The sequence below is a fragment of the Epibacterium sp. HA2-3 genome (assembly GCF_055693725.2).
The window spans coordinates 2587053-2612393 of sequence record NZ_CM172490.1 but is presented as its reverse complement, the minus strand read 5'-3'; the positions used below and the strand labels follow the sequence as shown (position 1 = coordinate 2612393).

Sequence of the window (25341 nt, the reverse complement as noted above, 5' to 3'; positions counted from 1 at the left end):
TGGCAGGTCGTCAGTGCGATGCCGGCCTGCTACCTCTTGGTGCCATACTGTTTGATTTGTCCGTGTCGCGTGGAGCGCGAAGGTGCCTGTTTGGAGGCGAGGGTCGTTGTGGTGAAGGTTCTTATTCTTGGTGTCGCGCAGGACGCGATGAGGGCTGTCGATTGGGATGGGGGGCTTTTTGATTACATCCTCGCCATCGAGGAGGCCTGGCACCTGCGGCCCGATTGGACCCATATGCTTCATAGTGACAGTCTCGCCCCCGACGACCGGCCCGTGCTGCTTGAGGCGGGACAGCAGATCGTCACCGAGGCGGACTATGAGCCGGTGCTGACCCATTTCGGTGGGGCGGCCTATACCGGCAGTGATTTGGTCTTGGCGGCGAGCTATTGGGCGTTGGCGGCGCTTGAGCCTGCGCAGATATTCTGCATGGGCTGCGAGTTTGACGCACCCGGCGCCTCCCAGTCACATGGCGCGCGCGACCTGACAGCGAAGGCGCGTCGACTCGAGTATTTTGCCTCGCTCTGTGGCTGTGCCATTGCCAACCTCAGCTCCGAGAGCAGCGTTCTGCCCTTTCAGCGGGCGACATTTGATGGCTTGGACCAGGTGCGGCCAGCCTATCCGTCCGAGGAGGCGTCTATGGTGGCGCGCCAGCTTGAGCAGCAATACGGCGACCCTGCCAGCCCGAACGCGCAATACCCCTGCGCCCAAGGTATGGCCGAAATCGACGCGGCCTGGCGCAGGTGTTTCACACTGCGGGATGCCGCCGTGGCCTGAGGGGTGCGCGTTTGATATTGCCGAGCCCCTGAGACATCTGCCAAACAGCCGCAAAACTTACGCGCGCTGTTTTGCAAAGGATATCTTATGGACGCGACACATGCTGCATCAGAAGAAGGCTTGCCGACTTCTTGCGAGGACCTGTTGAGCCAGCTCAATTCGTGGGGGATTTCCTATGTTCTGCACGAACACGCGCCGTTGCGCACCGTAGAGGATGCAAAGGCCGTCGAGGGGGCGCTGCTGCGCCCGGGAGAGCAGGCGTTGCGATTGAAGAACCTCTACCTGCGTGACCGCAAGAAGCGCAATTACCTGGTGTCGCTGGAGCAGGACCGGGACGTGGATCTCAAGGCGCTCGGTGCAACACTGGGCGGAGGCGGGCTGTCGTTTGGCTCCGCGGATCGGCTGATGGAGTTTCTCGGGGTGCGGCCCGGTGCGGTGACACCGCTGGCGATGATCAACGGCGCGCCCAAGGGGGTGCGCTTCTTTATGGATGCACAGGCGCAGCATGCCGACAGTATCTATATGCATCCGCTTGTAAACACGCGCACCCTTGCGATGCCGCGTGCAGACCTGATGGTGTTCTTTGAACGGATCGGCGTCACGCCCGAGTGGATCTGAACGCAGAGAACCTGCGAGTGAAGCGTGGTTTGATCGCCCAACGGGCTGAGGGGTTGCGCTCCGCTTTGCGGATCGCCGGGGGGCAGGCCGCGCCTTCGGCGCGGCCTGCCCGGCCCAACGGGACGTGGTCAGCCTGTGGCGGACCGACGAACGGGCGGGAGCGCCCGCCCCATTGCATGCAGAGGCTTACGCCGCCAGTTGCGCGATTGCGTCTTTGGCTTTCTGGACCGAAGCTTCGGCATCGATCGCCTGCTGGTCGGCGGCGACAACTTCTACTTCGGTGATACCGATAAAGCCCAGCATGTGGCGCAGGTAGCGGCTGGCATAATCGATGTCCGACCCAGCTTCGGTGCCGCCCGAGGCCACCACGAGGATCGCACGTTTTCCGGTCAGCAGCCCTTCTGGTCCGTTTTCGGTATAGCGGAAGGTCACGCCCGCACGGGCAATCTGGTCGATCCACGCCTTCAGCGTTGTTGGAATGGCAAAGTTGTAGATCGGAACGCCGATCACAAGCGTGTCGGCCTGGCTGATTTCTTCGATCAATTGGTCCGACAGGGCCAATACGTCTTTTTGGGACTCCGTGCGCTCCTCGGGGGCGGTGAAATTCGCGCCGATCCAGGTCTCGTCCAAGAGCGGCAGAGGGGTGGACAGGTCACGGTGCAGAACGGTCTCGGCACCGAGGCGGGCCACAACTTGCGCAGTCAGGTCGCGTGAGGTCGAGCCGGTCTTGCGGGCAGAGCTGTCGATGTGAAGTACGGTCTGGGTCATGGTCTTGCTCCATTGAAAGAGATCAAATCACTTGACGTGGAAGATGCGCATTTGCACATTCGAACACAATTCGTGATATTCAACAGAAGTTGTGCGCTTGCGCGCAGATTGAGACAGAAAAGCATCGGCAGGGGGATCGGGTGGAAAATTGGGATGAGGTACGCACCGCCTATCAGGTGGCGCGCTTGGGCACTGTGAGTGGTGCAGCAGATGTTCTGGGCGTGCATCACGCCACGGTGATCCGGCATATCGACGCGATCGAAGCCCGGCTGGGTGTGAAGCTGTTCCAGCGACATGCCCGTGGGTATACGGCCACCGAGGCCGGTCTTGACCTGTTGCGGGTGGCGCAGGCCACGGACGATCAGTTCAGCCAACTGGTCGGGCGCCTCAAGGGGCAGGGCGATGAGGTCTCTGGGGAGCTGGTGGTGACATCTCTGTCGTCCATGGCGCCAATGTTGGCGCCGGCGCTTGCAGAGTTTCAGCAGCTGCATCCCGATCTTGTGATCCGCTATCTGACCGGGGATCGCCTGTTCCGACTGGAATATGGCGAGGCGCATGTGGCGTTGCGCGCGGGCGCTGCGCCCGAGCAGCCCGACAATGTTGTGCAGCCCTTTGTGGCCCAGCGGCTCGCCCTCTATGCGTCGCGCGAGTACGTCGAGCGCCATGGCATGCTGAAGGGGCAAGATGACATGGTGAACCACCGTTTCATTGCCAGCGACAATGAGAACACGCGCGCGCCCTTCGAGCGCTGGTTGCGTTCCACGATCCCGGCCGAGAATATCGTCTTTCGCTGCTCTGACGCCGTAGCTGGGCATCAGGCCATTCGGGCAGGGGCTGGGATCGGGTTTGTCTCCCTCTGGGAGGCGGCAAGCAGTCCTGATCTGGTGATGATGATGGATCCCCACGATGAGTGGTCGGGCAAGATCTGGCTCGTGACCCATGTGGATCTCCACCGCACCAACAAGGTGCAGAGTTTTGTGCGCTTCTTGAAAGAGCACGCCAAATCCTGGCCGCAGTGAGACAGAGCATGGAATTGGCCACGCGGCCGCGCGGTCTGCGCGACAGTCACAAGGGGCATCTTGCGATGCTCGCATTCTCAGCCTTGGTGGCCGGGTCGTTTTCGCTCGGGGCACTGATCGCCAATGAGGTAACACCCGCGGCGCTCAATGCGGTGCGTTTTGTGTTGGCGGGGATCCTGATCGGGGCGGCGGCAGCGCTTGGTCCGGGGCTGAAACCGCAGCAATTTCAGGCGCCGTGGCGCTATGTGCTGCTGGGCGGGGTGTTTGCGACCTATTTTGTCCTGATGTTCTATGGGCTGCAGACTGCAGATCCGGTGAGCGCCGCTGCGGTGTTCACGCTGACCCCAGCCATGAGCGGCGTCTTTGGCTGGCTGCTTTTGCGCCAGATCACCACCCCGCGTATGGCGCTGGCTCTGGTGATCGGGGGGGCAGGCGCGCTCTGGGTGATCTTTCGCGCCGACATGGAGGCGGTTCTGAAATTCGAGATCGGCCAGGGCGAGATGATCTATTTTGTCGGTTGCGTGGCGCATGCGCTTTATACGCCGATGGTGCGCAAGCTGAACCGGGGCGAGCCGGCGCTGGTCTTTACCTTTGGGGTGTTGGTCGCGGGGGCGATCCTGCTGGTGGCGCTGGCCTGGCGCGATCTGGCCGCGACGGATTGGGCAGGCCTCAAACCGATCGTCTGGATTGGACTTCTTTATGTGTCGGTCTTTGCGTCGGCCTGCACCTTTGTCTTGCTGCAGGTTGCCACGCTGCGTCTGCCGTCGGCCAAGGTGATGGCCTATACCTATCTGGTGCCGTCCTGGGTGATCCTTTGGGAGATTGCGCTGGGCAAGGGTTGGCCTCCGGCGCTCATCTTTGGTGGCATTGGCCTCACCATCGTGGCGCTCTGGCTCCTTTTGAAGGATGAGCACGGATAGGCGACGGGTTACAACGCTTGGCCAAAGGGTGTTTGCGGACCCTCACTCGCCATCGCGAAGTTCTTCCTCGAGAAAGCGCTCGAATGCATCGAGGTTCACCGGCTCGAACTGACCAAAACCCTGCATCCAGACCGAGGCCGCCCGCAAGGCGTCCGGTTGTAGTTTGCACCACTTCACCCGCCCGCGTTTCTCCTGCTGAATGAGGCCCGCGCGGGTGAGAATGGTGAGATGCTTTGAAATCGCCGCCAAGGACATCTCGAAAGGCTCGGCCACATCGGTGACGGCCATATCGTCTTCGAGCAGCATCGACAGGATCGCCCGCCGGGTCGGATCTGCCAGTGCCGCAAAGACTGTATCAAGAGTGTCGTTCATACCGATACCTCCTAAAGCGCAAGAGGCGGGTCGACAATCCCGAAGCGTGTGCGCACAAAGGCGCTCTATTGTTTGCGGACGTATTTAAGGAGCGCGCAGATGGCGTTGCGGTATTGGGCGGTCATCGTAATTCTCGGCATCGGTTGGGGAATGTCCTTCATGTTCAACGCGGTGCTTTTGCGCGAGCTGGCGCCGTTATGGGTTTCGGTCGGGCGTGTTGGGCTTGGGGCGCTGGGCTGCTGGATGTTCCTGCTGGCGCGCGGGCGTGATTGGCGCATATCGCCCCCGCGCGCGCTGGCGCTGGCCGGGTTTGGCGCGCTGAGCTATGCGATCCCGTTTTCCTTTTACGCCATCGGACAACAGCATATTGCCAGTGGTGTGGCCGGGATCGTCAACGCCTGCACACCGGCGCTTGCGGTGGTGGTGACCCATTTCTGGCCGGGCGGCGAACGCGCCAACTGGCGCAAGAGCCTCGGCGTTGGCGCAGGGCTCGCTGGCATCGTGATCCTGTCGCTGCCGATCCTGCAAAGCGGGCAGAGCAGTGCCATCTGGGCCGTGTTTGTCACTCTTGGTGCACCGCTGTGCTATGCGTTCTCGGTCAATGTCGCGCGCCAGTTCCGCGATATGGAGCCGGTGGTGCTGGTGGCCTGGGCGCTGAGCGGTGCGACGGCCTTTATCCTGCCGGTTGCGTTCTGGGTGGAGGGCGCGCCACAGGCTCTGACGGCGCAGGCCTGGGGCGCTTTGCTGGTGATTGGTTTTGCACTCACCTCGGCGGCCTTCATCGCCATGTATTGGGTGCTGCCCAAGGTGGGGCCAACCAACGTCACCCTGCCCACGCTAATCGCGCCGGCCTCGGCGCTCACGCTGGGTGTTCTGGTTCTGGGTGAGCCGCTTGAGATCAGTCACCTGACCGGGCTCTCTGCGATCCTCTTTGGCCTTCTGTTGATCGACGGGCGATTGTTTAAAAGCCGGGTTCCTGCGGTGTGATTTCAAGATCAACCAATCGGTTGAATATGCCCAAGGCGGCTCTTGCACCGCATCTTTCGGTGCCAAGAGTCTCGGCGCCAAACCCAAGAAATCGCTAAAGCATTGATATTATGTAGTCTTGTTCGAGCTATGAGGCGTGCAATGCGCAATTGACTCTGAGCGCAGCACCGCTTAGCAAACCCTCAGATTTCGCAAGAGGATGCGTCACCTTGATCGACGACGACCAAAAGCAGCGCATGGCGCAGCTGGAGGAGAAACTGGCAGCCGCCAAGAAGGCGCATGAAGAGCCGGAACCTCGCGCGGATGAACACTATTCCATGGCCAATCAGGCCTGGCGGATGGTGACGGAATTGGTGGCCGGTCTCGTGATCGGTCTCGGCATCGGATACGGGCTGGATGTTCTTTTGGGAACGACCCCCATTTTTATGGTGCTGTTCATATTGCTGGGTCTGGCCGCCGGGGTGAACGTGATGCTCCGCAGCGCACGCGAGATTCAGGACAAACAAATGGCTGAGGCGGAACAACGCGCCGACGCTGATAAAGATGCATGAATGCTGGGCGACGGCCTAAGCGACAGGAGAAGCGGAACGATGGGCAAACTGTTCTTTTACGTAGCTTTGGCTTTGGTGCTCGTATCGGGCCTGGTGTTCGCACCGGAAAAGGCAGAGCTTGCGATTCACCCGATGGACCAGTTCACCGTGACGCCGCTGTTCGGTGGTGACCACATCGCGTGGTACACGCCCACCAACGTGACGCTCTGGATGTTCCTCGCCGTGGCGGCCATCATCGGCCTTCTGGTGTTCGGCTCTTCCAACCGCGGCATCGTTCCTTCTCGCGCTCAGTCGGTTGCGGAACTGGCTTATGGGTTCATCTACAAGATGGTCGAAGACGTGACCGGCAAAGACGCGGTAAAGTTCTTCCCCTACATCATGACGCTCTTCATGTTCATCGTGACGGCCAACTTCCTTGGCCTCATCCCGATGTCCTTCACTACGACCTCGCATTTTGCCGTAACCGCGATCCTCGCGATGCTGGTTTTCGTGACCGTGACCATCACTGGCTTTGTGCTGCATGGTGCAAAATTCCTCGGCCTGTTCTGGGTCAGCTCCGCTCCGCTGGCGCTGCGTCCGATCTTGGCCATTATCGAACTGATTTCCTACTTCGTACGCCCAGTCAGCCACTGCATCCGTCTTGCAGGTAACGTGATGGCGGGCCACGCGGTTCTGAAGGTGTTCGCAGGTTTTGCTGGCGCTCTGGGCGCCGGGGCATTCCTGCCGATCTTTGCCATCACCGCGGTCTACGCACTCGAAGTTCTCGTGGCCTTCATCCAGGCATACGTGTTCACCATTCTGACCTGTGTCTATCTGAAAGACGCGCTGCACCCGTCCCACTAAGGGCAGGCTGCTGGTCTGAACTACTACCTCAACTTCCAATCGTAAGGAGATATCAAATGGAAGGCGATCTCGCATACATCGGCGCTGGCCTGGCTGGCATGGGTACTGGTATTGCTGCTCTGGGTGTTGGCAACGTTGCTGCTAACTTCCTGGCGGGCGCTCTGCGCAACCCCTCCGCGGCTGCTTCCCAGACCGCAACCCTCTTCATCGGCATCGCATTTGCAGAAGCTCTGGGCATCTTCTCGTTCCTGGTCGCTCTGCTGCTGATGTTCGCCGTCTAAGACTCCGGAACACTTTTTCCTTACGGCCGGGCGGAGTGCCAACCGCGCCCCGCCCGGTGTAACGGCAAGTTCCATAGGAGGACGACATGGCAACTACTACGCATGACGCAGGTCATGGAGCTGCCGAAGCGGCGCACGGGTCTTCCGGCATGCCGCAGCTGGACTTCTCGACCTACGGAAACCAGATCTTCTGGCTTCTGGTCACGCTTGTCGTGATCTATCTGATCCTGTCGCGCATTGCGCTGCCCCGTATTGCAGCCATTCTGAACGAGCGTCAGGGCACTATCACAAACGACCTCGCCGCAGCCGAAGACCTGAAGGCCAAAGCTGTCGAGGCTGAAAACGCTTATAACAAGGCACTGGCCGACGCCCGCGCGGAAGCGCAGCGCATCGCCGCCGAAACCCGCGCCGAAATTCAGGCCGAGGTGGACGAGGCAATCGCAAAGGCGGATGCGGAAATCTCTGCAAAAGCAGCAGAGTCCGAGAAAGCCATTGCTGAAATCCGCGCTGGCGCGCTCGAGAGTGTCAAGGTTGTCGCCGCCGATACCGCATCTGCACTGGTTGCGGCGCTGGGTGGCAAAGACGACGCAGACGCTGTCAAAGCAGCCGTCGCTGAACGGACGGAGGGCTGATCATGCGTGCAACTCTTGCAATTGCTCTGACCCTCGCAACCACCTCGCCTGCATTCGCTGCGGGTGGTGGCTGGAACCTCGGCAACACCGACTTTGTTGTTATCCTCGCGTTCCTGCTGTTCATTGGCATCCTGCTCGCTGCCAAAGTGCCGTCTTTGATCGGCAAACAGCTCGACAACCGCGCGGACAGCATCAAGTCCGAACTGGAAGAAGCGCGCGCGCTGCGCGAAGAGGCCCAGACCCTTCTGGCCTCCTACGAGCGCAAGCAGCAGGACGTTCAGGCGCAGGCCGAGCGTATTGTCGCAAACGCCCGTGACGAGGCCGCTGCTGCGGCTGAGCAGGCGAAGGCGGATCTTGCAGCTTCCATCGCACGCCGTCTTACGGCGGCAGAGGAGCAGATCGCGTCTGCCGAAGCCTCTGCCGTGAAAGAAGTGCGTGACCGCGCCATCACGATCGCTGTTGAGGTCGCTGACCAGGTGATCTCCAAGCAGATGACCGCAGCTGATGCCAACAAGCTGATCGACGCGGCCATCCAGGACGTGGAAGCGAAACTGCACTAAGCAGATCTTCGACCGAGTTTGCGAAAGCCCCGGCCTTATGGCTGGGGCTTTTGCGTGTTGAGGGGTGGGACTGTCGATCCTGAGTTTGCCTCTCTCTGGGGCGGGCACTGCGCATCAGAGAGCCCAATGCCGAAGGCTGGCTGTCGCATGAATTTTTTGTGACAACGCCAATTGGTATTATGATCCTTTAACGCTGCCATGCGATGAGGGCCTTGTCTCCCCAGACTTGCAGGGTCTTCATGTTCCACTCGCTTCCGCTCCTTCGAAAACCTTCGCAGATCGCGGAGAACGTGACGCCGGGCCCTACGGTCCTGCGCCTGCAGGATTTTGGTCTTGAGGCGGGGGGCGTGCAGCTGTTGAGTGGCGTGACCTTTGATCTGCGCATTGGCGAGGCGCTGGGGTTGATCGGCCGAGCCGGGGCGGGAAAGTCGCTGCTGATGCGGGCCATGTGCAGGCTTTTGGAGCAGGAGCGCCTGGTGGTGACTCGAGGGAGCCTGCAACACCGGGGGCAAGAAATCTTTGGGCGCGGTTTTGACACCCCGGAGATGCGGGCAAAGGTGGTCTATATTCCCGAGGTGGCAAATCCTTTTCCAATGTCGGTCTGGGACAACATTGCCTACGGGGTGAAACTCAACCGGATTGCGACGCGCCGTCGGGAGATGGCCGATCACGTCGAGGCTGCACTGCGCCGTTGCCGCCTGTGGGACGAGCTGAAGGATGTGCTGCATACACAGCGCGCAACCGCCTTGCCGCCCTACCAGCAGCGTTTGCTATGCCTTGCCCGCAGTCTCGCGCTCAATCCCGATGTGGTGATGCTGGACCAACCAACGGGGTCGATTGATCAGCAAGAAAATGAGAGCCTGCATGACATCGCAATGGATCTGAAATCAGATCATGCGGTTGTCTTTGCAACCGCGAGTCTTGCCGATACTGCGCGGCTTGCGGATCGCGTGGCTTATCTCGAAGAGGGTGCGCTGGTGGAAATTGATAGCGCCGAGATGATCCTGACCGCGGCACTCGCGCCGCAGACGCGGGCCTTTCTCGAGAGCACCTCGGCCTAGCGCTTACTTTCGTGCTCGAGACGCTGCGCTGCGATCTCGGCGTTGCGTTCTGCGCGAATTTGCTCCTCGAGGGACTGTTTTACGTAATCCATATGGGTCTCGACTGCGACGCGTGCTGCTTTAGCGTCGCGGGATTGAAGCGCGGAGTTGATGGCGCGATGTTGTTCCAGCAGCGCCTCATAGGTGGTGTGCTGGCCAAACATGATGCGACGATTGTAAAACACGCCCTTGCGCAACATGTCGAACATGGAGCGCATCATATGCAGGAGCACGACGTTATGGCTCGCTTCGAGAATCGCCGAGTGAAACTGCGCGTCGAGTTCTGCCGCAGCCTCCGAGACGCTGGGGTCGCCTGCGGCTTCCATCTTGTCAAAGATCGTCTGGATGACACCGAGGTCTGCGTCTGATCCGAACTTGGCTGCGCGCTCTGCGGCCATGCCTTCGAGGTCGCGGCGAAACGAGAGATAGTCGAACACCGCCTCATCGTCGCTGGCAAACAGCTGGATCAGCGCCGGCGAGAAAGCCGAGCCAAGGACATCCGCGACAAACACGCCCGAGCCAGCACGGCTGCAGAGTAATCCCTGTTCCTGAAGCTCTCCGAGCGCTTCTCGCAGCGAGGGGCGCGATACGCCAAGCCGCTCAGACAATTCGCGTTCAGAGGGCAGGCGCTCACCTGGGCGCAGGATTCCCCGCAGGATGAGTTTTTCGATCTGTCGTACAACGGCAGAAGAGAGTTTCTCCGGCTGAACTTTCTGAAACGGCATCACAGGCCTCGAAAAACAAAGATTGGTCAACTCATATGACCACCAACGCCCGGCAGCTGCAAGATCACGAAGGCTGAAATAATAGGTCAGAAGCATTGACTTGTTTTCGGGTTTGCTGTCGGTTGCGCTGAAGTGGCGAAAGGAAATGATCGAAATGGCACTCTCTGCGCAATTTGCATCACGAATTGGACGGATGAAAGCATCGGAAATTCGCGAGCTTCTGAAGCTGTTGGATCAGCCGGGGATGCTGTCGTTTGCCGGGGGCATTCCGGATCCCGCGCTGTTTCCAGCCGAAGCCTTTTCCGAGGCATTTCAGAATGCTCTCTCGCCGGCGCATCAGGCGCAATCGCTGCAATACTCGGTCTCTGAGGGCTATCTGCCGCTGCGCGAGTGGCTTGCGACCTATATGTCCAAACTTGGTGTGACCTGTGGACCAGAGCATATCCTGATCACCTCGGGGTCTCAGCAGGCGCTCGACTACCTTGGGAAACTCTTTCTCAGCCCGGGGGATACGGCGCTAGTCGGCTGGCCCACCTATCTGGGCGCATTGGCGGCGTTCAACGCGTATGAGCCGCGCTATGACCGGCTGCGGGCTGGCGAGAACCAACCCACTGCGCATTACGCTGAGGCTGCCAAGGCAGCAGGGGGGCGGGTCAAGTTTGCCTATCTCAGCCCCGATTTTGCAAACCCCACTGGCGAGACGATGACGCGTGCGGAGCGCCTGCAGGTGCTCGAGACGGCAGAGGCGCTGGACGCGGCCGTCATCGAGGATGCGGCCTATCAGGATCTGCGGTTTGATGGCGCGGCGGTGCCTCCTATCCTCGCACTGGAGTTTGAGCGCAACGGAGGCGACATCGAGTCGTGCCGGACCATCTATTGCGGAACGTTTTCCAAGACCCTGTCCCCCGGACTTCGTGTCGGATGGCTGGTGGCGGCAACGCCTATTGTTCAGCAACTCGTGCTGATGAAGCAGGCCTCTGATCTCCACTCACCGACGATCAATCAGATCGCAACCTGTCAGGTGGCCGAGCAGCTGTTTGACGCCCATGTCGACACGCTGCGGTCGGTCTATGGGCGGCGACGGGATGCCATGCTGGCCGCCCTTGAGGCACATATGCCGGAGGGCGTGATCTGGACCAAACCCGAAGGCGGCATGTTCATCTGGGTTACTTTGCCCGAGGGGATGAGCGGGGCCGAGCTTCTTGAATACGCGCTGAGCCGGGAAAAGGTGGCCTTTGTCCCCGGTCAGGCCTTTTATGCGGACGTGACAGGCCGCAATACGCTGCGGCTCAGTTTTTCAAACAGCAATGAAGCCACAATTGCAGAGGGTGTGGCGCGGCTTGGTCGGGTCATCCGGAGCGCGGTCTGAAATCGGGTTATCCACAAGATATGGTGGGGTCCGGCGTTGGAAACTCCTGATTTTGAGGCTCGGCCCGTTGACTCGGAGGGCGCAAGGCTGCTGTGATTTCCGGCAACGGAATCACCAGAAGGGGCAGGTTTGCGCTTTTCCAAACTCAGGCTCAATGGCTTCAAAAGCTTTGTGGACCCTACCGACCTGATCATCGCAGATGGTCTGACGGGCGTTGTGGGGCCAAATGGCTGTGGGAAGTCGAACCTCTTGGAAGCGCTGCGCTGGGTGATGGGGGAGACCCGCGCCAAGGCGATGCGTGGCGGCGGCATGGAAGACGTGATTTTTGCCGGGACCGCCACGCGACCTGCGCGCAACTTCGCCGAGGTGAGCCTGCAGATCGACAACTCCGAGCGGCTTGCGCCTTCGGGCTTTAACGACTCCGATCAGCTCGACATCGTGCGTCGGATCACCCGCGACGTGGGCTCTGCCTACAAGGCCAATGCAAAGGACGTGCGGGCGCGGGATGTGCAGATGCTCTTTGCCGATGCTTCAACCGGGGCGCATTCACCTGCATTGGTGCGGCAGGGGCAGATTTCGGAACTGATCAACGCCAAACCCAAGGCACGCCGCCGGGTGCTGGAAGAGGCGGCGGGGATCTCTGGTCTCTATCAACGCCGACATGAGGCGGAGCTGAAGCTCAAGAACACCGAGCAAAACCTCCTGCGGGTCGATGACGTGATCGAGCAGTTGGCAACCCAGTTGGGCCAGTTGAGCCGACAAGCAAAACAGGCGCAGCGTTACCGTGAGATCGGCGAGAAACTGCGGCTGGCTGAGGGTATGCTGCTCTATCGCCGCTGGCGCGAAGCGGATGAAGCCCGGCTTTTGGCCGAAGAGGAGCTGCGCACCCGCGTGACCCAGGCCGCCAAAGCCGAAGGATTGGCGCGTCTGGCTGCCGAGAAACGTGCCGAGGCCGAAGAAGGCCTGCCTCCCCTACGCGAGGAGGAGGCGATTGCCGCCGCGGTGTTGCAGCGCCTCATGGTGCAACGCGACGCGCTTTGGGATCAGGACGCGCAGGCGCGGCAGAACATCGAGCATCTCAACAACCGTATCCTGCAGCTCGGCAAGGACATCGAACGCGAGTCAGGCCTGAACCGTGATGCAGGCGAGACCATCGACCGTCTTGAGTGGGAAAAACGAGAATTGGCCAAGGCGGGCGAGGGGCATGACGACCGCATGGCCGAGGCGGCTGAAATTGCGCAAGAGTCGACGTCGATCCTGCACAATGGCGAAGAACATCTCTCGCAGGTGACAGAGGATGTCGCCCGGCTTGCGGCGCGCCATCAGTCGGCGCAACGCCTCGTCGAAGATTGCCGCCGCACCTTGGAGCGCGCACAAGGCGAAGGGGCGAAATCGCGCAGCGCCCAAAGTGCAGCACAAGAAGCCCTCGCGGCCTCCGAAGCGGCATATGAGGCCGCCGTCGAGGCCGAGGAAGAGGCGCGCGAAGCCGCCGAAATGGCGGAAGAGGCGCTTGCCGAGGCGGATGAGCTGCGCACCGAGACACAGGCGCATGAGACCGAAGCGCGCGCCAAGAGATCCGAGGCCGAGGGCGAGTTGGGCGCGCTGCGCGCCGAAGTCACCGCGCTCGCAAAATTGGTTGAGCGCGACACCGCTGAGGGTGGTCAGGTCATGGATGATCTGCGTGTGACGCCCGGCTACGAGAAGGCGCTCGGCGCGGCGCTTGCGGATGATCTGCGCGCCCCGCTGGCCGATCAGGATGGCCCGACGGGCTGGCTGACACTGCCGTCCTATGAACGCGATGCCCCACTGCCCGATGGTGTTGAGCCGCTCGGCAAATATGTCGACGGCCCGGATGCGCTCTGGCGGCGGATTGCACAGATCGGCGTGGTGGACGCGGATGAAGCCGCACGCCTGCAACCGCTCTTGCAACCCGGCCAGCGTCTGGTGACGCTTGAGGGTGATCTGTGGCGCTGGGATGGGTTCCGCTCCTGGGCCGAGGATGCGCCCTCGGCGGCGGCGATGCGGCTCGAACAGATGAACCGCCTGGAGGCGCTGAAGCAGGACATGGCTCACGCCACCGCTCGCGCAGAAGGGGCGCAGGCCGCGCATGAGGCCTTGGTGCGCAAGCTCGAAGAAGTGACCCGCGCTGATCAGGCCGCACGGCAGGCCCGTCGTGTGGCTGACCAACGCGTTGCCGACAGCGCCCGCGCCCTAAGCCGGGCGGAGGCTGAGAGGAACCTCGCAGAAGGCAAGCTTGAGAATTTCGGTATCGCGGTGGCGCGTCACGAAGAAGATGCGCTGACGGCCTCGCTGCAATTGAAAGAGGCGGAAAACGCGCAGACGGCGCTTGAGGATCTTGCCGAGGCCCGCGCCAAGGTCGAAGACATCAAGCACCGGGTTGAGGCCGCCCGGATCACCATGTTGACGCATCGCTCGGCACTCGACGAGCTGCGCCGCGAAGGCGAGGCCCGCACCAAACGCGCGCAGACTGTCGCCAAGGAGCTCTCCGGCTGGCGCCTGCGACTGGAATCTGCGGGCAAGCGGATTGCGGAGCTCGAAGAGCGCCGCGAGACCAGCCAGGAGGAGCTCGAGGATGCAATGGCGGTGCCCGGCGAGATTGCTGAGACCCGTGAGGAGTTGAACGAGCAGATCTCAGATGCGGAGGCGCGCAAAGCCGAAGCCACCGATGCCCTTGTGGCGGCGGAGGCAGTCCTGCGCGAAGCGGTGCATCACGAACGCGAATCCGAGCGCCTTGCGTCAGAGGCCCGCGAGGCCCGCGCCCGCTCCGAGGCCCGCAGTGAGGCTGCCCGCGAAACCGTGGACGCCACTGCCGAACGCATCGACGAAGTTATGCATCTGCAGCCTGCCGAGCTGTTGGAGCAGCTCCAGGTGGCGCCCGAGGACATGCCCGACGCCGAGACGCTGGAGGTCGAAGTCGCCCGCCACAAACGCCAGCGCGATGCGCTGGGGGCGGTGAACCTGCGCGCCGAAGAGGATGCGCGCGAGGTTCAAAGCGAGCATGACGCGCTGGTGACGGAAAAACAGGATCTCGAAGAGGCTGTAAAAACCCTGCGTTCGGGTATTGCGTCGCTGAACCGGGAAGGACGTGAACGCCTGCTCACGGCGTTTGAACAAGTGAGCAGCTCGTTTGCGATGCTGTTTACCCACCTCTTTGGCGGTGGTGAGGCGAACCTCTTGATGGTCGAGAGCGACGACCCATTGGATGCGGGCCTTGAGATCATGTGTCAGCCGCCGGGCAAGAAGCTCTCGACGCTTTCGCTCTTGTCGGGGGGCGAGCAGACCCTGACGGCGATGGCGCTGATCTTTGCGGTGTTCCTGTCCAACCCGGCGCCGATCTGTGTGCTCGACGAGGTGGATGCGCCCCTCGATGACGCCAATGTCACTCGTTTCTGCGACCTTCTGGACGAGATGTGCCGCCAGACAGACACGCGGTTCCTGATCATCACCCACCATGCGGTGACGATGGCGCGGATGGACCGGTTGTTTGGCGTGACCATGCAGGAAAAAGGCGTCAGCCAGCTGGTCTCTGTTGATCTGAAGAAAGCCGAGGCAATGGTGGCCTGAGGCGGGCCCAAGCCCGTCTCAACGCCACCACGCTACCGTCCAATCAAGCAGTCGCAGCGGTCAAAGCGCGTTCAGGAGGGCTGGCGTGGGCCATGCATCCGCGGGCATGCCGAGACGCAACTGCTCCTTTTGAACCGCAAGCCGGGTGTTGGCGCCGAGGATGCCGTCCACGTCGCCGACGTCATGCCCGCGCGCTTGCAAGCGACGTTGCAGCTCTTTCATCTGATCACCCGACAGTCCCTGATCGGGATTTCCGGCGTCATACACCTGTGCGCCCTCAAGCCGGGTGGCGAAATACGCGGCTGTCAGTACGTAGGTAAAGCTTTGATTCCATTCGAAATAAATGTCAAAATTGGGGTAGGCGAGAAACGCGGGGCCATTGTGGCCCTGCGGCAGGAGCAAGGAAGCCTGTGCCTCTGTCATCGCAAGTCCCCCACTCCGGGGGGCCACGCCCATCGCGCTCCATTCGGCGACGGATTTCTTATAGGCCGGGCCTGAGGCAGAGACATCCATGCCCGCCGGGATTTCAACCTCCTGCAGCCATGGCTCATTGGCGCGCCAACCCAGATGCGAGAGCATGCGAGCGGCCGACATCAGCGCATCGGCGGCAGAGGTCTTAAGCGTCACATGGCCGTCGCCATCCGCGTCGACCCCGTGTTCCAGGATGTCGCCGGGCAGCATCTGAACCATGCCGATCTCACCGGCCCAGGCCCCTGTGGTGCGCTCAGGGTCGAAATCGCCTTTGCGGTATAGCTCCAGCGCCGAGAAAATCTGTGGGCGAAAGAGCTCGGGGCGGCGGCAGTCATGGGCCAGGGTCACCAGCGCGTTGCGCGTGTTGAAATCTCCCTGAAAGGCGCCGTAATCGGTCTCAAACGCCCAGAACGCCAGCAGAACACCGCGATTGATGCCATAGGTGGTTTCGATCCGCTCGAAGATCTTGTCGAATTCCTCGCCCTTGCGACGACCGCGATTGAGGCGATCCTGAGAAATAAGGCGGCGCGAAAATTCAATGAATGGCTTCTGGAATACACCTTGTGAGCGATCTGCACGCAGCACCTTTTGGTCCTGAGATACACCGTTGAAAAACCCGTTGACGGTGTTGATTGCATAGCCCGCAGAGACCGCTTCGTCCTTGAGACCGCGGACAAAGTTTTGAAAATTTCCGCCACATTGCGCCACGGCGAGGCTGGGCGCGCTCAGGAGGGTGATGAGGGCGATACGGTGCAAGACCGCGTTGGGGCTGGGCAGCACGCGCATGGCCGAAGGTCCTTTGATCGGATGATGTCGCGGCTACGTTAGCTAGAAGAGCAGACCCAATGCAACCACCAGAACCAGCGTGAGCCCCCAGGATTTCCAAAGCACCTCACAGCAGCGGGTGATGCTATGAGCGCTGGCGCTTTTTGATCCGCTCGCGTTTACCCAGGCAAAAGGACGCATTTCGCCATCATAAGAGCGAGGCCCGGCCAGAGCGACACCAAGTGCGCGCGCCATCGCGGCCTCGGGCCAGCCTGCATTGGGAGAGCGATGTTTGCGTGCATCCGCGCTGATCTCGCCCCAATCACCTGCGCGGCCGGTCACAAGCGCGATCAGGAGTGCGCTGAGGCGCGCGGGCAGGATGTTGAGCACATCGTCGAGCCGCGCCGCTGCCCAGCCGAAGTCCTCGTACGCCTCGATCCGATAGCCAATCATGCTGTCTGCGGTGTTGATGAGCTTGTAGATCAGCAGCCCCGGCAGGCCCGCGACCAGAAACCAGAATGCAGGCGCGATAACCCCGTCGGAGAAATTCTCCGCACCGCTCTCGATGGCGGAGCGCGCGATCTGCGGGCCGGTCATAGTTGCGGTGTCGCGGCTGACGATCATCGCGACCGCAGAGCGCCCCGCGTCGAGGTCATTCTGAAGCCCGGTGGCGACTGCGCGCACATGGTCAATAAGAGACCGTTGAGCGATCAGGATGGCGGCGATCAGAACGCTTACGAGGCTGCCAAACCAGGACAGGATCCAGCCGAGGAGCAAACCGACGAATACCAGCACCGCGACCGCGATAACACCTTTGACCTGGCGCCCTTCACCTTCGTTCAGCCGGTCATCCAGCGCTTGCACCAGCTTGCCCATCAGCACAGCGGGATGCGGCAGTCGCGACCAGAGCCATTTGGGCTCGCCAAATGCGGCGTCGAGGATCATGGCGGGGATCAACAGGGCGGCGGTGCTCATGTGAGGGCGGTCTCCAGTTGGCTCCAGCGGTCTGCGGGAGGCAGGCCAAGGCGCAGGAAACGGGTTGAATAGGGAAAGATGCGGCTCCAGATGTGCGCACGCGCGAGGCGCTCCTGCCAGGCGCGGGCATCTTCAACGTCATAAAGCCGGAAGAGATCGGTGCCGCCTACGGTCTGTGCGCCGGCGTGCTGCATCAGCTGGTCGAGGCGCGAGGCTCCATCCGCAAGCTCAAGGCGGGTGGCCTCGGCCCAGTTCTGATCGTTCAGAGCGTGCGTTCCCACGCGCAGCGCCGGGCCGGACACCGCCCACGGCCCCATGGCTGCGCGCAGTCCGGCGATGAGCTCCGGATCGCCGATGGCAAACCCGAGCCGCAGCCCCGCGAGCCCCCAGAACTTGCCAAAGCTCTTGAGGACCACGGTGCCCGGCTGTGCTGCGCGGTTGATCAGACTCCGCTCCGGGCAGATGTCACAGAAACTCTCGTCAATGATGCAGAAAGGTGCCTTGAGTTCCTCGGGCAGCCACAGGCGGCCGTCGGGATTGTTGGGGTGAACCACAACTTGCGCGTCCGTTGGACCCACCTCAAGCACCTGCCAGCCAAAATTGTCAAATGCAGCGGCGTGTTCGTTGTAGGTGGGCGTCGTGATTTGCACGCTGCGTGCCGGGCGCAGGACAGGGAGCCGAGCAATCAGCGCCGAAGCGCCGGGGGCGGCAAGGATCTCTGCGCTGTCGGGTACCTGCCAGAACCGGCGCGCTGCATCCGTCAGAGCCTGCTGGGCATCTTGATCGGGCAGAGCGGTCCAGTCTTCGGCCAGCAATGGCGGCAGAGGGTAGGGTGCAGGGTTGATCCCTGTGGAGAGATCAATCCAGTCTTCGCGGCTGCCGCCATACTGTGCGATCGCGGCGGCGAGATTGCCGCCATGATCGCGGGGGGAACCGGAGGCCGAGGCCTGCGCCGGGTCTTGCGTTGCCGCAAAGGAAGAGCGTTCTGCCATGGCGAGGCGGCCTTTGTCACGTCAGGGTCTTGGCACGATATGCCTTTGCACCCGTGATAAAGCAAGCGCAGCGCCACTTTCCAGCGTCGATGTTCAGCCGCGTCCGTGCGGGGCCTCCCAATCGAGCACCGGATTGATCGGCAGAATGCGGTTGGGGTTAATGGTGTCATGGCTGTAGTGATAATGGCGCACGATATGCGGCATCACCACGGTCTCTGCCACGCCGGGCATCTGATAGAGCTCGCGGGTGTAGGCCCAGAGGTTCGGATAGTCGATGATCCGGCGGCGGTTGCATTTGAAATGCAGGTGATAAACCGGATCAAAGCGCACGAGCGTCGTGAACAGACGCCAGTCGGCTTCGGTCAGGTGCTCGCCCATCAGGTAGCGATGCTGGCTCAGGATGTCTTCGAGCCAGTCGAGGCTGTCAAAGAGTGGCACCACAGCGGCGTCATAGGCCTCTTGCGAGGTGGCAAAGCCAGATTTGTAGACGCCATTATTTACGGTGTCATAAATACGCTTGTTCACGGTCTCGATCGGCTCGCGCAGCTCTTCGGGCCAGAAATCGAGCGTATTGCCTGTGATCTCGTCAAAGGCGGAGTTGAACATGCGGATGATCTCGGCGCTCTCGTTCGAGACAATGGTGTTTGCCTGCTTGTCCCAGAGGACCGGCACCGTGACCCGACCCGAGTAGGACGGATCAGCCTTGGTGTAGATCTGGTGCATATAGTCAAAGCCAAAGAGCGCATCACCGGTGGCGCCGTCCGCGTCGGTTTTGAATTCCCAGCCTTTGTCGAGCATGTCCGGATGCACGACCGAGACGCTGATGTGGTCTTCCAGCCCTTTGAGCTTGCGAAAGATTAGTGTGCGATGCGCCCAGGGGCAGGCGTAGGACACATAGAGATGATAGCGGCCGCTTTCGGCTTTAAAGCCGGTCTGGCCATCAGGACCGGGGCTCCCGTCTGCGGTCAGCCAGTTGCGAAACTGTGCCTCGGAGCGTTTGAATGCGCCACCGTGTGACTTGGTGTCATACCAGACATCTTCCCATTTGCCGTCTACCAGCAGTCCCATCGTTCAGTCCTTCCATATTCGCCTGCTTATGAATTAGGCGCTGCGGCGCTTTCGGGCCACCTCCACTGCTGCGCAGTTTCCCTGCGCCGATGCACAGGTCCGCCGCAGGGCGCTATGGTCTGGACGCGGCGCGAACACCACAGTTGTGAATGTGAAAGGAAATGATCGGTCTCTTCACTTGATTTTAGTCAATTTGACGCCACCCTAGAAATCGGCCCGCGCATGTCGGAGGTAGAGACCATGACCACCTATGTTCCAAAATCTGTTCAAGAGGCGCTTGATAAGGCGCGTATTCAGGGCATGAAAAAGAAGAACCGACTGCGGGTTCATGTGGGTGAGGAAATCTATCCGGTGTTGCGCTTGTGGGACCGCGGGTTCGCCGTTGAAGAAGGCGCAATCCCTCAGCTGCGTGGTCTGGTCGACCTCTACGAAGGAACGCGGCACCTGTCGCAGTGCCTGATCGTTGCCGCAGACGCCGAAGCAGGCGAAATGCGCTATGAGTTCAAGCGCGCAACCGCTGCCGCTGACAGCGCGCCACTTGATTTTTATCGCGCTCCGGATGCGCCGATGGGTCTTTTGGGACACGAGCAGCATATCGGCGACAACTGAGGGCATCGTCGCATCAGCCGCGTCATTGGCCCTAAGCCGCGCACAGAATATCGCGACCATCCCAAAGTTGCGCGCGACAGTTTTTCCGTCGCGCGCCTTCTTTATGTGCGTTTCACTGCAAGTCAGAGAACGCCTTTGCCAGCCGCTCGCAGGCTTCTTCGACCCGTGCACGCTGTGTGCCGAGGTTGAACCGCAAGAAGCTCTCACCGCCGGTGCCAAATGTGGTGCCGTGGTTGGCCGCGATCCGTGCACCCTGTTCAACGCGGCGGGTGAACTCCTCGCGCTCCATGCCTGTACCGGAGAAATCGACCCACGCCAGATATGTGGATTGCAGCTCCATCGATTGTAGGCCTGGGATTGCATTCACTGCTTCGTCAAACAGGCGCTTGTTGGCCTCGATATAGGGCACCAGCTCTTCGACATAGGCCGCGCCATCCGGGGAGTAGGCGGCGATGGTTGCAAATTCCCCTGCCGTATTGCCCTGCAGATAGATGGCCATCATGCGGCGACGGAACTGCTCGCGCAGCGTCTCATCAGGGATGATGACCTGCCCCGTGTGCAGCCCGGCAAAGTTGAAGGTCTTGGAGGGGGCTGTCAGCATGATCAGGCGCTCGCTGATTTCAGGTGCGGCCACCGCCATGGGGAGATGCTTGCGCCCCCCAAAGACCAGGTCGTGGTGGATTTCGTCCGAAATCAGCATCAGGTCATGGCGCTTGCAGAAGGCGGCAACTTGCGAGAGCTCGTCTTGTGTCCAGACGCGGCCACCGGGGTTGTGCGGCGAACACAGGATGACCATCTTTTCCTTGCCGGTCATCTGCGCATCGTAGGCGTCGAAATCCATCTTGTAGGCGCCGTCTTCCTGCACCATCGGGCATTCGACCACCTCACGTCCCGCAAGACGGATCACCTTGGCAAAAGCGTGATAGACCGGGGTGAACAGCACGATGCCGTCCCCGGGCTGGGTGAAGGTGTCAAGGCACATGCCGACACCGTTCACGAGACCCGTGGTGGTAAAGATCGCATCTGCATCCACGCTCCATCCGTGGCGGCTTTCCATCCACCACTGAATCGCGCTCTTGTACTGCGCCTCGCAGTTCACATAACCATAGATGCCGTGATCGGCCATTTCGCGCATCTTGGCTGAGACAGCTTCCGGGACTGGAAAATCCGTATCTGCAACCCACATCGCCAACCCATCCTCGGGCGTGACGCCATAGAGAGGCTCCATCATGTCCCATTTGGCGCAATGGGTGCCGCGGCGGTCGATGATCTTGTCAAAATCCATAAATCTGTCTCCGTGGTGATTGCGCCAGAAGCTAGGGGATTGTGCGAGCGCTGCAAAGCCCCGCCAATGTGCTGGTACAAACACGCTCGGCCACTCCCGTAGGCTGCGCCGCGAAGAAGCGTTGCGGCCCTGCGGGGATTGGCCTAAAGCCTTTGCCCATGAAACGCTCGATCCTGATCCACCCCGACCCGCGTCTGAAGAAGATCGCCACCGATGTGCCGGACCTTTCCGACGACTTGCGCGCGCTTGCCGACGACATGCTGGAAACCATGTATGCCGCGCCCGGCATCGGTCTTGCTGCGCCGCAAATCGGCGTTCTGGATCGGCTGATCGTCATGGACTGCGTCAAGGAAGGCGAGGGTGACGCCCGCCCGCTGGTGATGTTCAATCCGCGGGTCATTGCGTTCTCGGATGAAACCAACGTCTACGAGGAAGGCTGCCTCTCCATTCCTGAGCAATATGCCGAAGTGACCCGCCCCAAAGTGGTGGATGTCGAATGGATGGATCGGGACGGCAACCTGCAGACCGAGACATTCGACGGCCTCTGGGCCACCTGCGTTCAGCATGAAATCGACCACCTCGACGGTAAACTTTTCATCGATTACCTGAAGCCGCTCAAGCGCCAGATGATCACCCGCAAGATGCAAAAGCTCAAACGCGAACGCGCGCGCGGCACCGCATGAGCCTGTTGCCTATCGTCCAATGGCCCGATCCGCGCCTGTCGACAGCCTGTGCTCCGGTGGGGGCGGCCGAAGACCTCGGCACGCTGATCGACGACATGTTGGAGACCATGTATGCCGCACCAGGGCGCGGCCTTGCAGCGCCTCAGGTGGGGGTGCTGAAGCGGGTGTTCGTGATGGACGTCGATTGGAAAGAGGGCCCGCGCAACCCGGTGGTGATGATAAACCCCGAAGTCCTGTGGCGCAGCGACGACATCGCACCGGCCGAGGAGGCCTGTCTTTCAATCCCGGGACTTTCCACGCGGATCACCCGCCCCACAAAGATCCGCATACGCTGGCAGGACGCTGATCGTGCTGAGCAGGAACAGACTTTTGATGGCTTCGCGGCCCGCTGTATCCAGCATGAATATGACCACCTTGATGGACGCGTTACATTCGATCACTTTTCCTCCGAGGAACGCCGACTTCTTGAGGCGCAGTATCTCTCTCAAAACGAGGCGACCGCATGACGACCCGCACTTGCTTGCCCTGGCCCGATAAACGACTGCGCACCAAGGCTGCAGAGGTGACCGAGATCACCGATGAGATCCGTGCCATCTGGGCCGACATGATCGATACGATGGAAGCCATGCCCGGTGTTGGGCTCGCAGCTCCTCAGATCGGGGTGATGCTGCGCCTCGCCGTCGTGGACGGCTCCAGCGAGCGTGGACGGGCCGTGCGGCTGGCCAATCCGGAAATCCTGCACGCCTCAATCGAGCTGCGTGAACACGAAGAGGCAAGCCCGAACCTCCCCGGTGTCTCGGCCAAGATCAAACGCCCCCGTGCGGTGACTGTGCGCTTCCTCAACGAGGATGGGGTCATCGATCGGCGCGATTTTGTTGGCATCGAGGCCACGTCGGTGCAACACCAGATCGACCATCTGAACGGCAAGATGTATTTCGACCATCTGTCCAAGGTCAAACGCGACATGCTGGTCAAAAAGGCCCGTAAGCTCGCGCGCTGAGGACTTCATCTTTTCCCAAATCCCTCCGCCGGAAGCACCGCCTGACCCGTTGAGGGGCAGGCATATCCTGTGGCGCGCAAGCGCGTCCGCTCTGGTCGTGGCGTCCATCCTGCGCTAAGTCTGCGCAGGAACGGATTGCGGCACAAGGACAGCGATATGCGGGTTATCTTTATGGGAACGCCGGAGTTTTCGGTGCCGGTACTGGATGCTCTTGTCGAGGCCGGGCACGAGATTGCGGCCGTCTACTGCCAACCCCCGCGCCCCGCAGGACGCGGCAAAAAAGACCGTCCAACCCCGGTCCACGCGAGGGCCGAGGCTCTTGGGCTCGAGGTGCGCCATCCGGTCTCGCTCAAGGGGAGCGAGGAACAACAAGCCTTTGCCGCGCTCAACGCCGATGTTGCCGTGGTGGTTGCCTATGGGCTGATCCTGCCGCAGGCGGTTCTGGACGCTCCGCGCGCGGGATGCCTCAACATCCATGCCAGCCTGCTGCCGCGCTGGCGCGGCGCTGCGCCGATCCATCGTGCGATCATGGCCGGGGACACCCACACCGGCATTTGCATCATGCAGATGGAAGCAGGGCTTGATACTGGCCCGGTGCTGCTGCGCAAGGAGACCGAGATCGGGGGCGAGGAAACCACAGCGGCGCTTCATGATCGTCTCTCGCTCATGGGCGCGCGGATGATTGTGGACGCGCTGGCCACGCTACCGGATCTGAAGGCCGAGCCGCAGCCCGAGGCGGGTGTGACCTACGCCAGCAAAATCGACAAGGCCGAGGCCCAGATCGACTGGAGCGTCGCGGCAGAGGAGGTCGACCGCAAGATTCGCGGCCTGTCCCCGTTTCCGGGCGCGTGGTTTGAGGTCGACGGCCAGCGCCTGAAGGTGCTCGCCTCGCGTCTTGCCGAGGGCACGGGCGCAGTGGGCACAGTGCTTGATGACAAGCTGACCGTGGCATGTGGCAGCGGCGCAGTGGAGCTCTTGCGGCTGCAACGCGCTGGCAAAGCTGCGCAGGACCGCGAGGTCTTCCTGCGCGGCTTCACGCTCGCCAAGGGCACAAATCTGCTGACCGCGCAGGACGCCGAATGATGCTGGCTCTGTTTGGCACGGTGGTGATCGCCGGGATCATCGGCTACGCTGCAGAGCGGAGCGGTTTCACGCAAAATGGTGTGATCCAATCGATCATCATCTGCGTTGGCGGTGCGTTCCTGTTTTTCTTTTTGCGCCTGATGTTCGGCATCGGTTTCAACGCCCCGGGGTGGAACGCGGTGGTCTCCTCTATCGGCGCACTCATCATTGTGCCGTTCCACTGGCGGCGATAGCCTATGGCCGCAAAGGGTTGCGACACGCGCAGCTGCACAGGCCAAAACCAAAGGCTCTCTTGGGGCAGAAAGTGAGACAGGATGTCGGTTGTCTTTTTGATCATCGTGGGCGCAGCCGCAGGTTTCATTGCCACGCGTCTCATGCGGATTGAGGCAGATCTCATTACGACGATTGTTATTGGCATCGCTGGCGCGCTGATCGGCGGGCTGGTTCTTCGTACACTCCTTGCTGTGATGGGGCTCTTTGCGGGGCTTGTTGGGGCCATCTTGGGGGCGGTCGCCTTGATTTTCTTGTGGCAAAAACTTCAGAACCGATAGCCACAGGCGGCCTGCGATCAGGCAAAAGTTCCCTTGAATGGTGCGCGGAGATTCTACTGGCGCGGCGGGCGCGGCTTGTAGACCGGGAGGTGCCAGCCAAAGGCCAGTGACCCCGCGCGGGTTACCCATGTGGTGCCGGCGCAGGCGAGCAGGGCGGTTCCTGACGGCAGACCCAGCCAGACCAGGATTGCGGCGGTGCTTGCGCCCGCCATGGCGCAGGAAATATAGAGCTCGCCCTGTTTCAGGACCAAAGGCACCTCGTTGCACACTACGTCCCGCATCAAGCCGCCGAGACTGCCCGTTGCCATGCCCATCAAGACGATGATGACCGGGCCATACCCCAGCTCCAGCGCCGCACCGGTTCCGGCAGGGACAGCGATGGCCAGCGCAAAGGTATCGAGCCAGATCACCCAGCGCAGGCGGCTCTCGACAAGGTGCGCAGTGAAGAACACCAGGACGGCAACACCGGATGCAAGCAGGATAGGCATCGGATCGCCCACCCAAAAGATCGGGTGGCGGTCCAAAAGCAGATCGCGCACGGTGCCACCCCCCACTGCCGTAAGGCAGGCGATAAAGGCAAAGCCAACAATATCAAGCTGAGCGCGGCTTGCGACCATAGCGCCAGAGGCAGCAAACACGATGACCGAGGCGTAATCGAGAAGGGTCAGAATGGTCATGCGCTGGTCTCGTCGCTTAGAGTTGCCCCGATCCTAGCTGGGTGGCGGCGTATAACCAAGAGCGCCGGACGCGCACGG

Annotated in this window: 29 protein-coding genes; 20 read left to right on the top strand and 9 right to left on the bottom strand. The window is 61.3% G+C overall.

Annotated features, from left to right (window positions below; all coding sequences use genetic code 11):
* The first annotated feature begins 111 nt into the window (after nucleotides 1-111).
* Together ACZ1HH_RS12255 and ACZ1HH_RS12250 are read left to right on the top strand one after the other, a co-directional pair.
* Entirely contained in the window at nucleotides 112-774 is a 663-nt protein-coding gene (locus ACZ1HH_RS12255; RefSeq protein ID WP_472636753.1) for a hypothetical protein, read from the top strand.
* Between the two features lie 87 nt (nucleotides 775-861).
* Complete coding sequence (locus ACZ1HH_RS12250; protein ID WP_472636752.1) at nucleotides 862-1392, top strand: prolyl-tRNA synthetase associated domain-containing protein; 531 nt, start codon at nucleotides 862-864, stop codon at nucleotides 1390-1392.
* Nucleotides 1393-1578: 186 nt separating this feature from the next.
* Here ACZ1HH_RS12250 and ACZ1HH_RS12245 read toward each other — a convergent pair whose 3' ends face one another.
* Nucleotides 1579-2160 (bottom strand): FMN-dependent NADH-azoreductase, encoded by a 582-nt coding sequence (locus ACZ1HH_RS12245; RefSeq protein WP_487320293.1) that lies wholly within the window; start codon nucleotides 2158-2160, stop codon nucleotides 1579-1581.
* 140 nt (nucleotides 2161-2300) lie between these two features.
* On the opposite strand from ACZ1HH_RS12245, the gene ACZ1HH_RS12240 reads away from it, so the two are divergent.
* A complete protein-coding gene (locus ACZ1HH_RS12240) occupies nucleotides 2301-3179 on the top strand; it encodes a LysR family transcriptional regulator (RefSeq protein WP_011539913.1) in 879 nt (292 codons plus the stop codon).
* A gap of 8 nt (nucleotides 3180-3187) precedes the next feature.
* On the top strand, nucleotides 3188-4099 hold the full coding sequence (locus ACZ1HH_RS12235; protein ID WP_487320292.1) for a DMT family transporter: 912 nt from the start codon (nucleotides 3188-3190) through the stop codon (nucleotides 4097-4099).
* Between the two features lie 42 nt (nucleotides 4100-4141).
* On the opposite strand, the gene ACZ1HH_RS12230 is transcribed toward ACZ1HH_RS12235, so the two are convergent.
* Nucleotides 4142-4471 carry an ArsR/SmtB family transcription factor gene (locus tag ACZ1HH_RS12230; protein WP_011539911.1) on the bottom strand — a complete coding sequence of 110 codons (330 nt, stop codon included), beginning with the start codon at nucleotides 4469-4471 and terminating at the stop codon, nucleotides 4142-4144.
* A 99-nt stretch (nucleotides 4472-4570) separates the two neighbouring features.
* Between ACZ1HH_RS12230 and ACZ1HH_RS12225 the strand changes: the two genes are divergently transcribed.
* From ACZ1HH_RS12225 to ACZ1HH_RS12195, 7 genes are all read left to right on the top strand, one after another.
* The gene (locus ACZ1HH_RS12225; RefSeq protein ID WP_416369139.1) at nucleotides 4571-5458 is read left to right on the top strand and encodes a DMT family transporter; all 888 of its coding nucleotides are present in this window, start codon (nucleotides 4571-4573) and stop codon (nucleotides 5456-5458) included.
* A gap of 209 nt (nucleotides 5459-5667) precedes the next feature.
* Nucleotides 5668-6009, top strand: a complete 342-nt coding sequence (locus ACZ1HH_RS12220; RefSeq protein ID WP_011539909.1) for an AtpZ/AtpI family protein — start codon at nucleotides 5668-5670, stop codon at nucleotides 6007-6009.
* 39 nt (nucleotides 6010-6048) lie between these two features.
* Nucleotides 6049-6852: a F0F1 ATP synthase subunit A gene (locus ACZ1HH_RS12215; RefSeq protein ID WP_011539908.1), complete on the top strand. Its 804-nt coding sequence runs from the start codon at nucleotides 6049-6051 to the stop codon at nucleotides 6850-6852.
* Nucleotides 6853-6908: 56 nt separating this feature from the next.
* The gene (locus ACZ1HH_RS12210) at nucleotides 6909-7133 is read left to right on the top strand and encodes a F0F1 ATP synthase subunit C (protein WP_005636439.1); all 225 of its coding nucleotides are present in this window, start codon (nucleotides 6909-6911) and stop codon (nucleotides 7131-7133) included.
* Nucleotides 7134-7219: 86 nt separating this feature from the next.
* Nucleotides 7220-7765 carry a F0F1 ATP synthase subunit B' gene (locus ACZ1HH_RS12205; RefSeq protein WP_011539907.1) on the top strand — a complete coding sequence of 182 codons (546 nt, stop codon included), beginning with the start codon at nucleotides 7220-7222 and terminating at the stop codon, nucleotides 7763-7765.
* A 2-nt stretch (nucleotides 7766-7767) separates the two neighbouring features.
* Nucleotides 7768-8325, top strand: a complete 558-nt coding sequence (locus tag ACZ1HH_RS12200; RefSeq protein WP_011539906.1) for a F0F1 ATP synthase subunit B — start codon at nucleotides 7768-7770, stop codon at nucleotides 8323-8325.
* A 239-nt stretch (nucleotides 8326-8564) separates the two neighbouring features.
* Entirely contained in the window at nucleotides 8565-9386 is an 822-nt protein-coding gene (locus tag ACZ1HH_RS12195) for a phosphate ABC transporter ATP-binding protein (RefSeq protein WP_472636751.1), read from the top strand.
* Here the strand turns inward: ACZ1HH_RS12195 and ACZ1HH_RS12190 are convergent.
* A complete protein-coding gene (locus ACZ1HH_RS12190; RefSeq protein ID WP_472636750.1) occupies nucleotides 9383-10150 on the bottom strand; it encodes a FadR/GntR family transcriptional regulator in 768 nt (255 codons plus the stop codon). The two genes, ACZ1HH_RS12195 and ACZ1HH_RS12190, sit on opposite strands and share 4 nt — an antisense overlap.
* A gap of 154 nt (nucleotides 10151-10304) precedes the next feature.
* Between ACZ1HH_RS12190 and ACZ1HH_RS12185 the strand changes: the two genes are divergently transcribed.
* On the top strand, nucleotides 10305-11519 hold the full coding sequence (locus tag ACZ1HH_RS12185; RefSeq protein ID WP_487320291.1) for an aminotransferase-like domain-containing protein: 1215 nt from the start codon (nucleotides 10305-10307) through the stop codon (nucleotides 11517-11519).
* Between the two features lie 129 nt (nucleotides 11520-11648).
* Complete coding sequence (locus ACZ1HH_RS12180) at nucleotides 11649-15104, top strand: chromosome segregation SMC family protein (RefSeq protein ID WP_472636749.1); 3456 nt, start codon at nucleotides 11649-11651, stop codon at nucleotides 15102-15104.
* A gap of 60 nt (nucleotides 15105-15164) precedes the next feature.
* On the opposite strand, the gene ACZ1HH_RS12175 is transcribed toward ACZ1HH_RS12180, so the two are convergent.
* From ACZ1HH_RS12175 to ACZ1HH_RS12160, 4 genes are all read right to left on the bottom strand, one after another.
* Complete coding sequence (locus ACZ1HH_RS12175; RefSeq protein WP_472636748.1) at nucleotides 15165-16361, bottom strand: lytic murein transglycosylase; 1197 nt, start codon at nucleotides 16359-16361, stop codon at nucleotides 15165-15167.
* 42 nt (nucleotides 16362-16403) lie between these two features.
* The gene (gene cbiB / locus ACZ1HH_RS12170; protein WP_472636747.1) at nucleotides 16404-17315 is read right to left on the bottom strand and encodes an adenosylcobinamide-phosphate synthase CbiB; all 912 of its coding nucleotides are present in this window, start codon (nucleotides 17313-17315) and stop codon (nucleotides 16404-16406) included.
* The gene (cobD, locus tag ACZ1HH_RS12165; RefSeq protein ID WP_472636746.1) at nucleotides 17312-18307 is read right to left on the bottom strand and encodes a threonine-phosphate decarboxylase CobD; all 996 of its coding nucleotides are present in this window, start codon (nucleotides 18305-18307) and stop codon (nucleotides 17312-17314) included. The genes cbiB and cobD overlap by 4 nt, the downstream gene beginning before the upstream one ends.
* Nucleotides 18308-18400: 93 nt before the next feature.
* Complete coding sequence (locus tag ACZ1HH_RS12160; RefSeq protein ID WP_416369132.1) at nucleotides 18401-19375, bottom strand: glutathione S-transferase family protein; 975 nt, start codon at nucleotides 19373-19375, stop codon at nucleotides 18401-18403.
* A 240-nt stretch (nucleotides 19376-19615) separates the two neighbouring features.
* Between ACZ1HH_RS12160 and ACZ1HH_RS12155 the strand changes: the two genes are divergently transcribed.
* Nucleotides 19616-19984: a hypothetical protein gene (locus ACZ1HH_RS12155; protein ID WP_011539897.1), complete on the top strand. Its 369-nt coding sequence runs from the start codon at nucleotides 19616-19618 to the stop codon at nucleotides 19982-19984.
* A 112-nt stretch (nucleotides 19985-20096) separates the two neighbouring features.
* On the opposite strand, the gene ACZ1HH_RS12150 is transcribed toward ACZ1HH_RS12155, so the two are convergent.
* Complete coding sequence (locus ACZ1HH_RS12150; protein ID WP_472636745.1) at nucleotides 20097-21269, bottom strand: MalY/PatB family protein; 1173 nt, start codon at nucleotides 21267-21269, stop codon at nucleotides 20097-20099.
* Nucleotides 21270-21427: 158 nt separating this feature from the next.
* Here ACZ1HH_RS12150 and def (ACZ1HH_RS12145) point away from each other — a divergent pair, with 158 nt between their 5' ends.
* The 6 genes from def (ACZ1HH_RS12145) (at nucleotide 21428) to ACZ1HH_RS12120 (ending at nucleotide 24586) form a co-directional block, all read left to right on the top strand.
* Entirely contained in the window at nucleotides 21428-21952 is a 525-nt protein-coding gene (def, locus tag ACZ1HH_RS12145) for a peptide deformylase (protein ID WP_472636744.1), read from the top strand.
* Nucleotides 21949-22458 carry a peptide deformylase gene (def, locus tag ACZ1HH_RS12140; protein WP_472636743.1) on the top strand — a complete coding sequence of 170 codons (510 nt, stop codon included), beginning with the start codon at nucleotides 21949-21951 and terminating at the stop codon, nucleotides 22456-22458. Before def (ACZ1HH_RS12145) ends, def (ACZ1HH_RS12140) begins: the two co-directional genes overlap by 4 nt.
* Nucleotides 22455-22952: a peptide deformylase gene (gene def / locus ACZ1HH_RS12135; RefSeq protein ID WP_472636742.1), complete on the top strand. Its 498-nt coding sequence runs from the start codon at nucleotides 22455-22457 to the stop codon at nucleotides 22950-22952. Before def (ACZ1HH_RS12140) ends, def (ACZ1HH_RS12135) begins: the two co-directional genes overlap by 4 nt.
* Before the next feature lie 156 nt (nucleotides 22953-23108).
* Complete coding sequence (gene fmt, locus ACZ1HH_RS12130; protein ID WP_011539892.1) at nucleotides 23109-24035, top strand: methionyl-tRNA formyltransferase; 927 nt, start codon at nucleotides 23109-23111, stop codon at nucleotides 24033-24035.
* Nucleotides 24032-24268, top strand: a complete 237-nt coding sequence (locus ACZ1HH_RS12125; RefSeq protein WP_011539891.1) for a hypothetical protein — start codon at nucleotides 24032-24034, stop codon at nucleotides 24266-24268. Before fmt ends, ACZ1HH_RS12125 begins: the two co-directional genes overlap by 4 nt.
* 81 nt (nucleotides 24269-24349) lie before the next feature.
* Nucleotides 24350-24586, top strand: a complete 237-nt coding sequence (locus ACZ1HH_RS12120; protein ID WP_011539890.1) for a GlsB/YeaQ/YmgE family stress response membrane protein — start codon at nucleotides 24350-24352, stop codon at nucleotides 24584-24586.
* A 53-nt stretch (nucleotides 24587-24639) separates the two neighbouring features.
* Here ACZ1HH_RS12120 and ACZ1HH_RS12115 read toward each other — a convergent pair whose 3' ends face one another.
* Nucleotides 24640-25263, bottom strand: a complete 624-nt coding sequence (locus tag ACZ1HH_RS12115; RefSeq protein WP_011539889.1) for a trimeric intracellular cation channel family protein — start codon at nucleotides 25261-25263, stop codon at nucleotides 24640-24642.
* Between the last annotated feature and the right edge of the window lie 78 nt (nucleotides 25264-25341).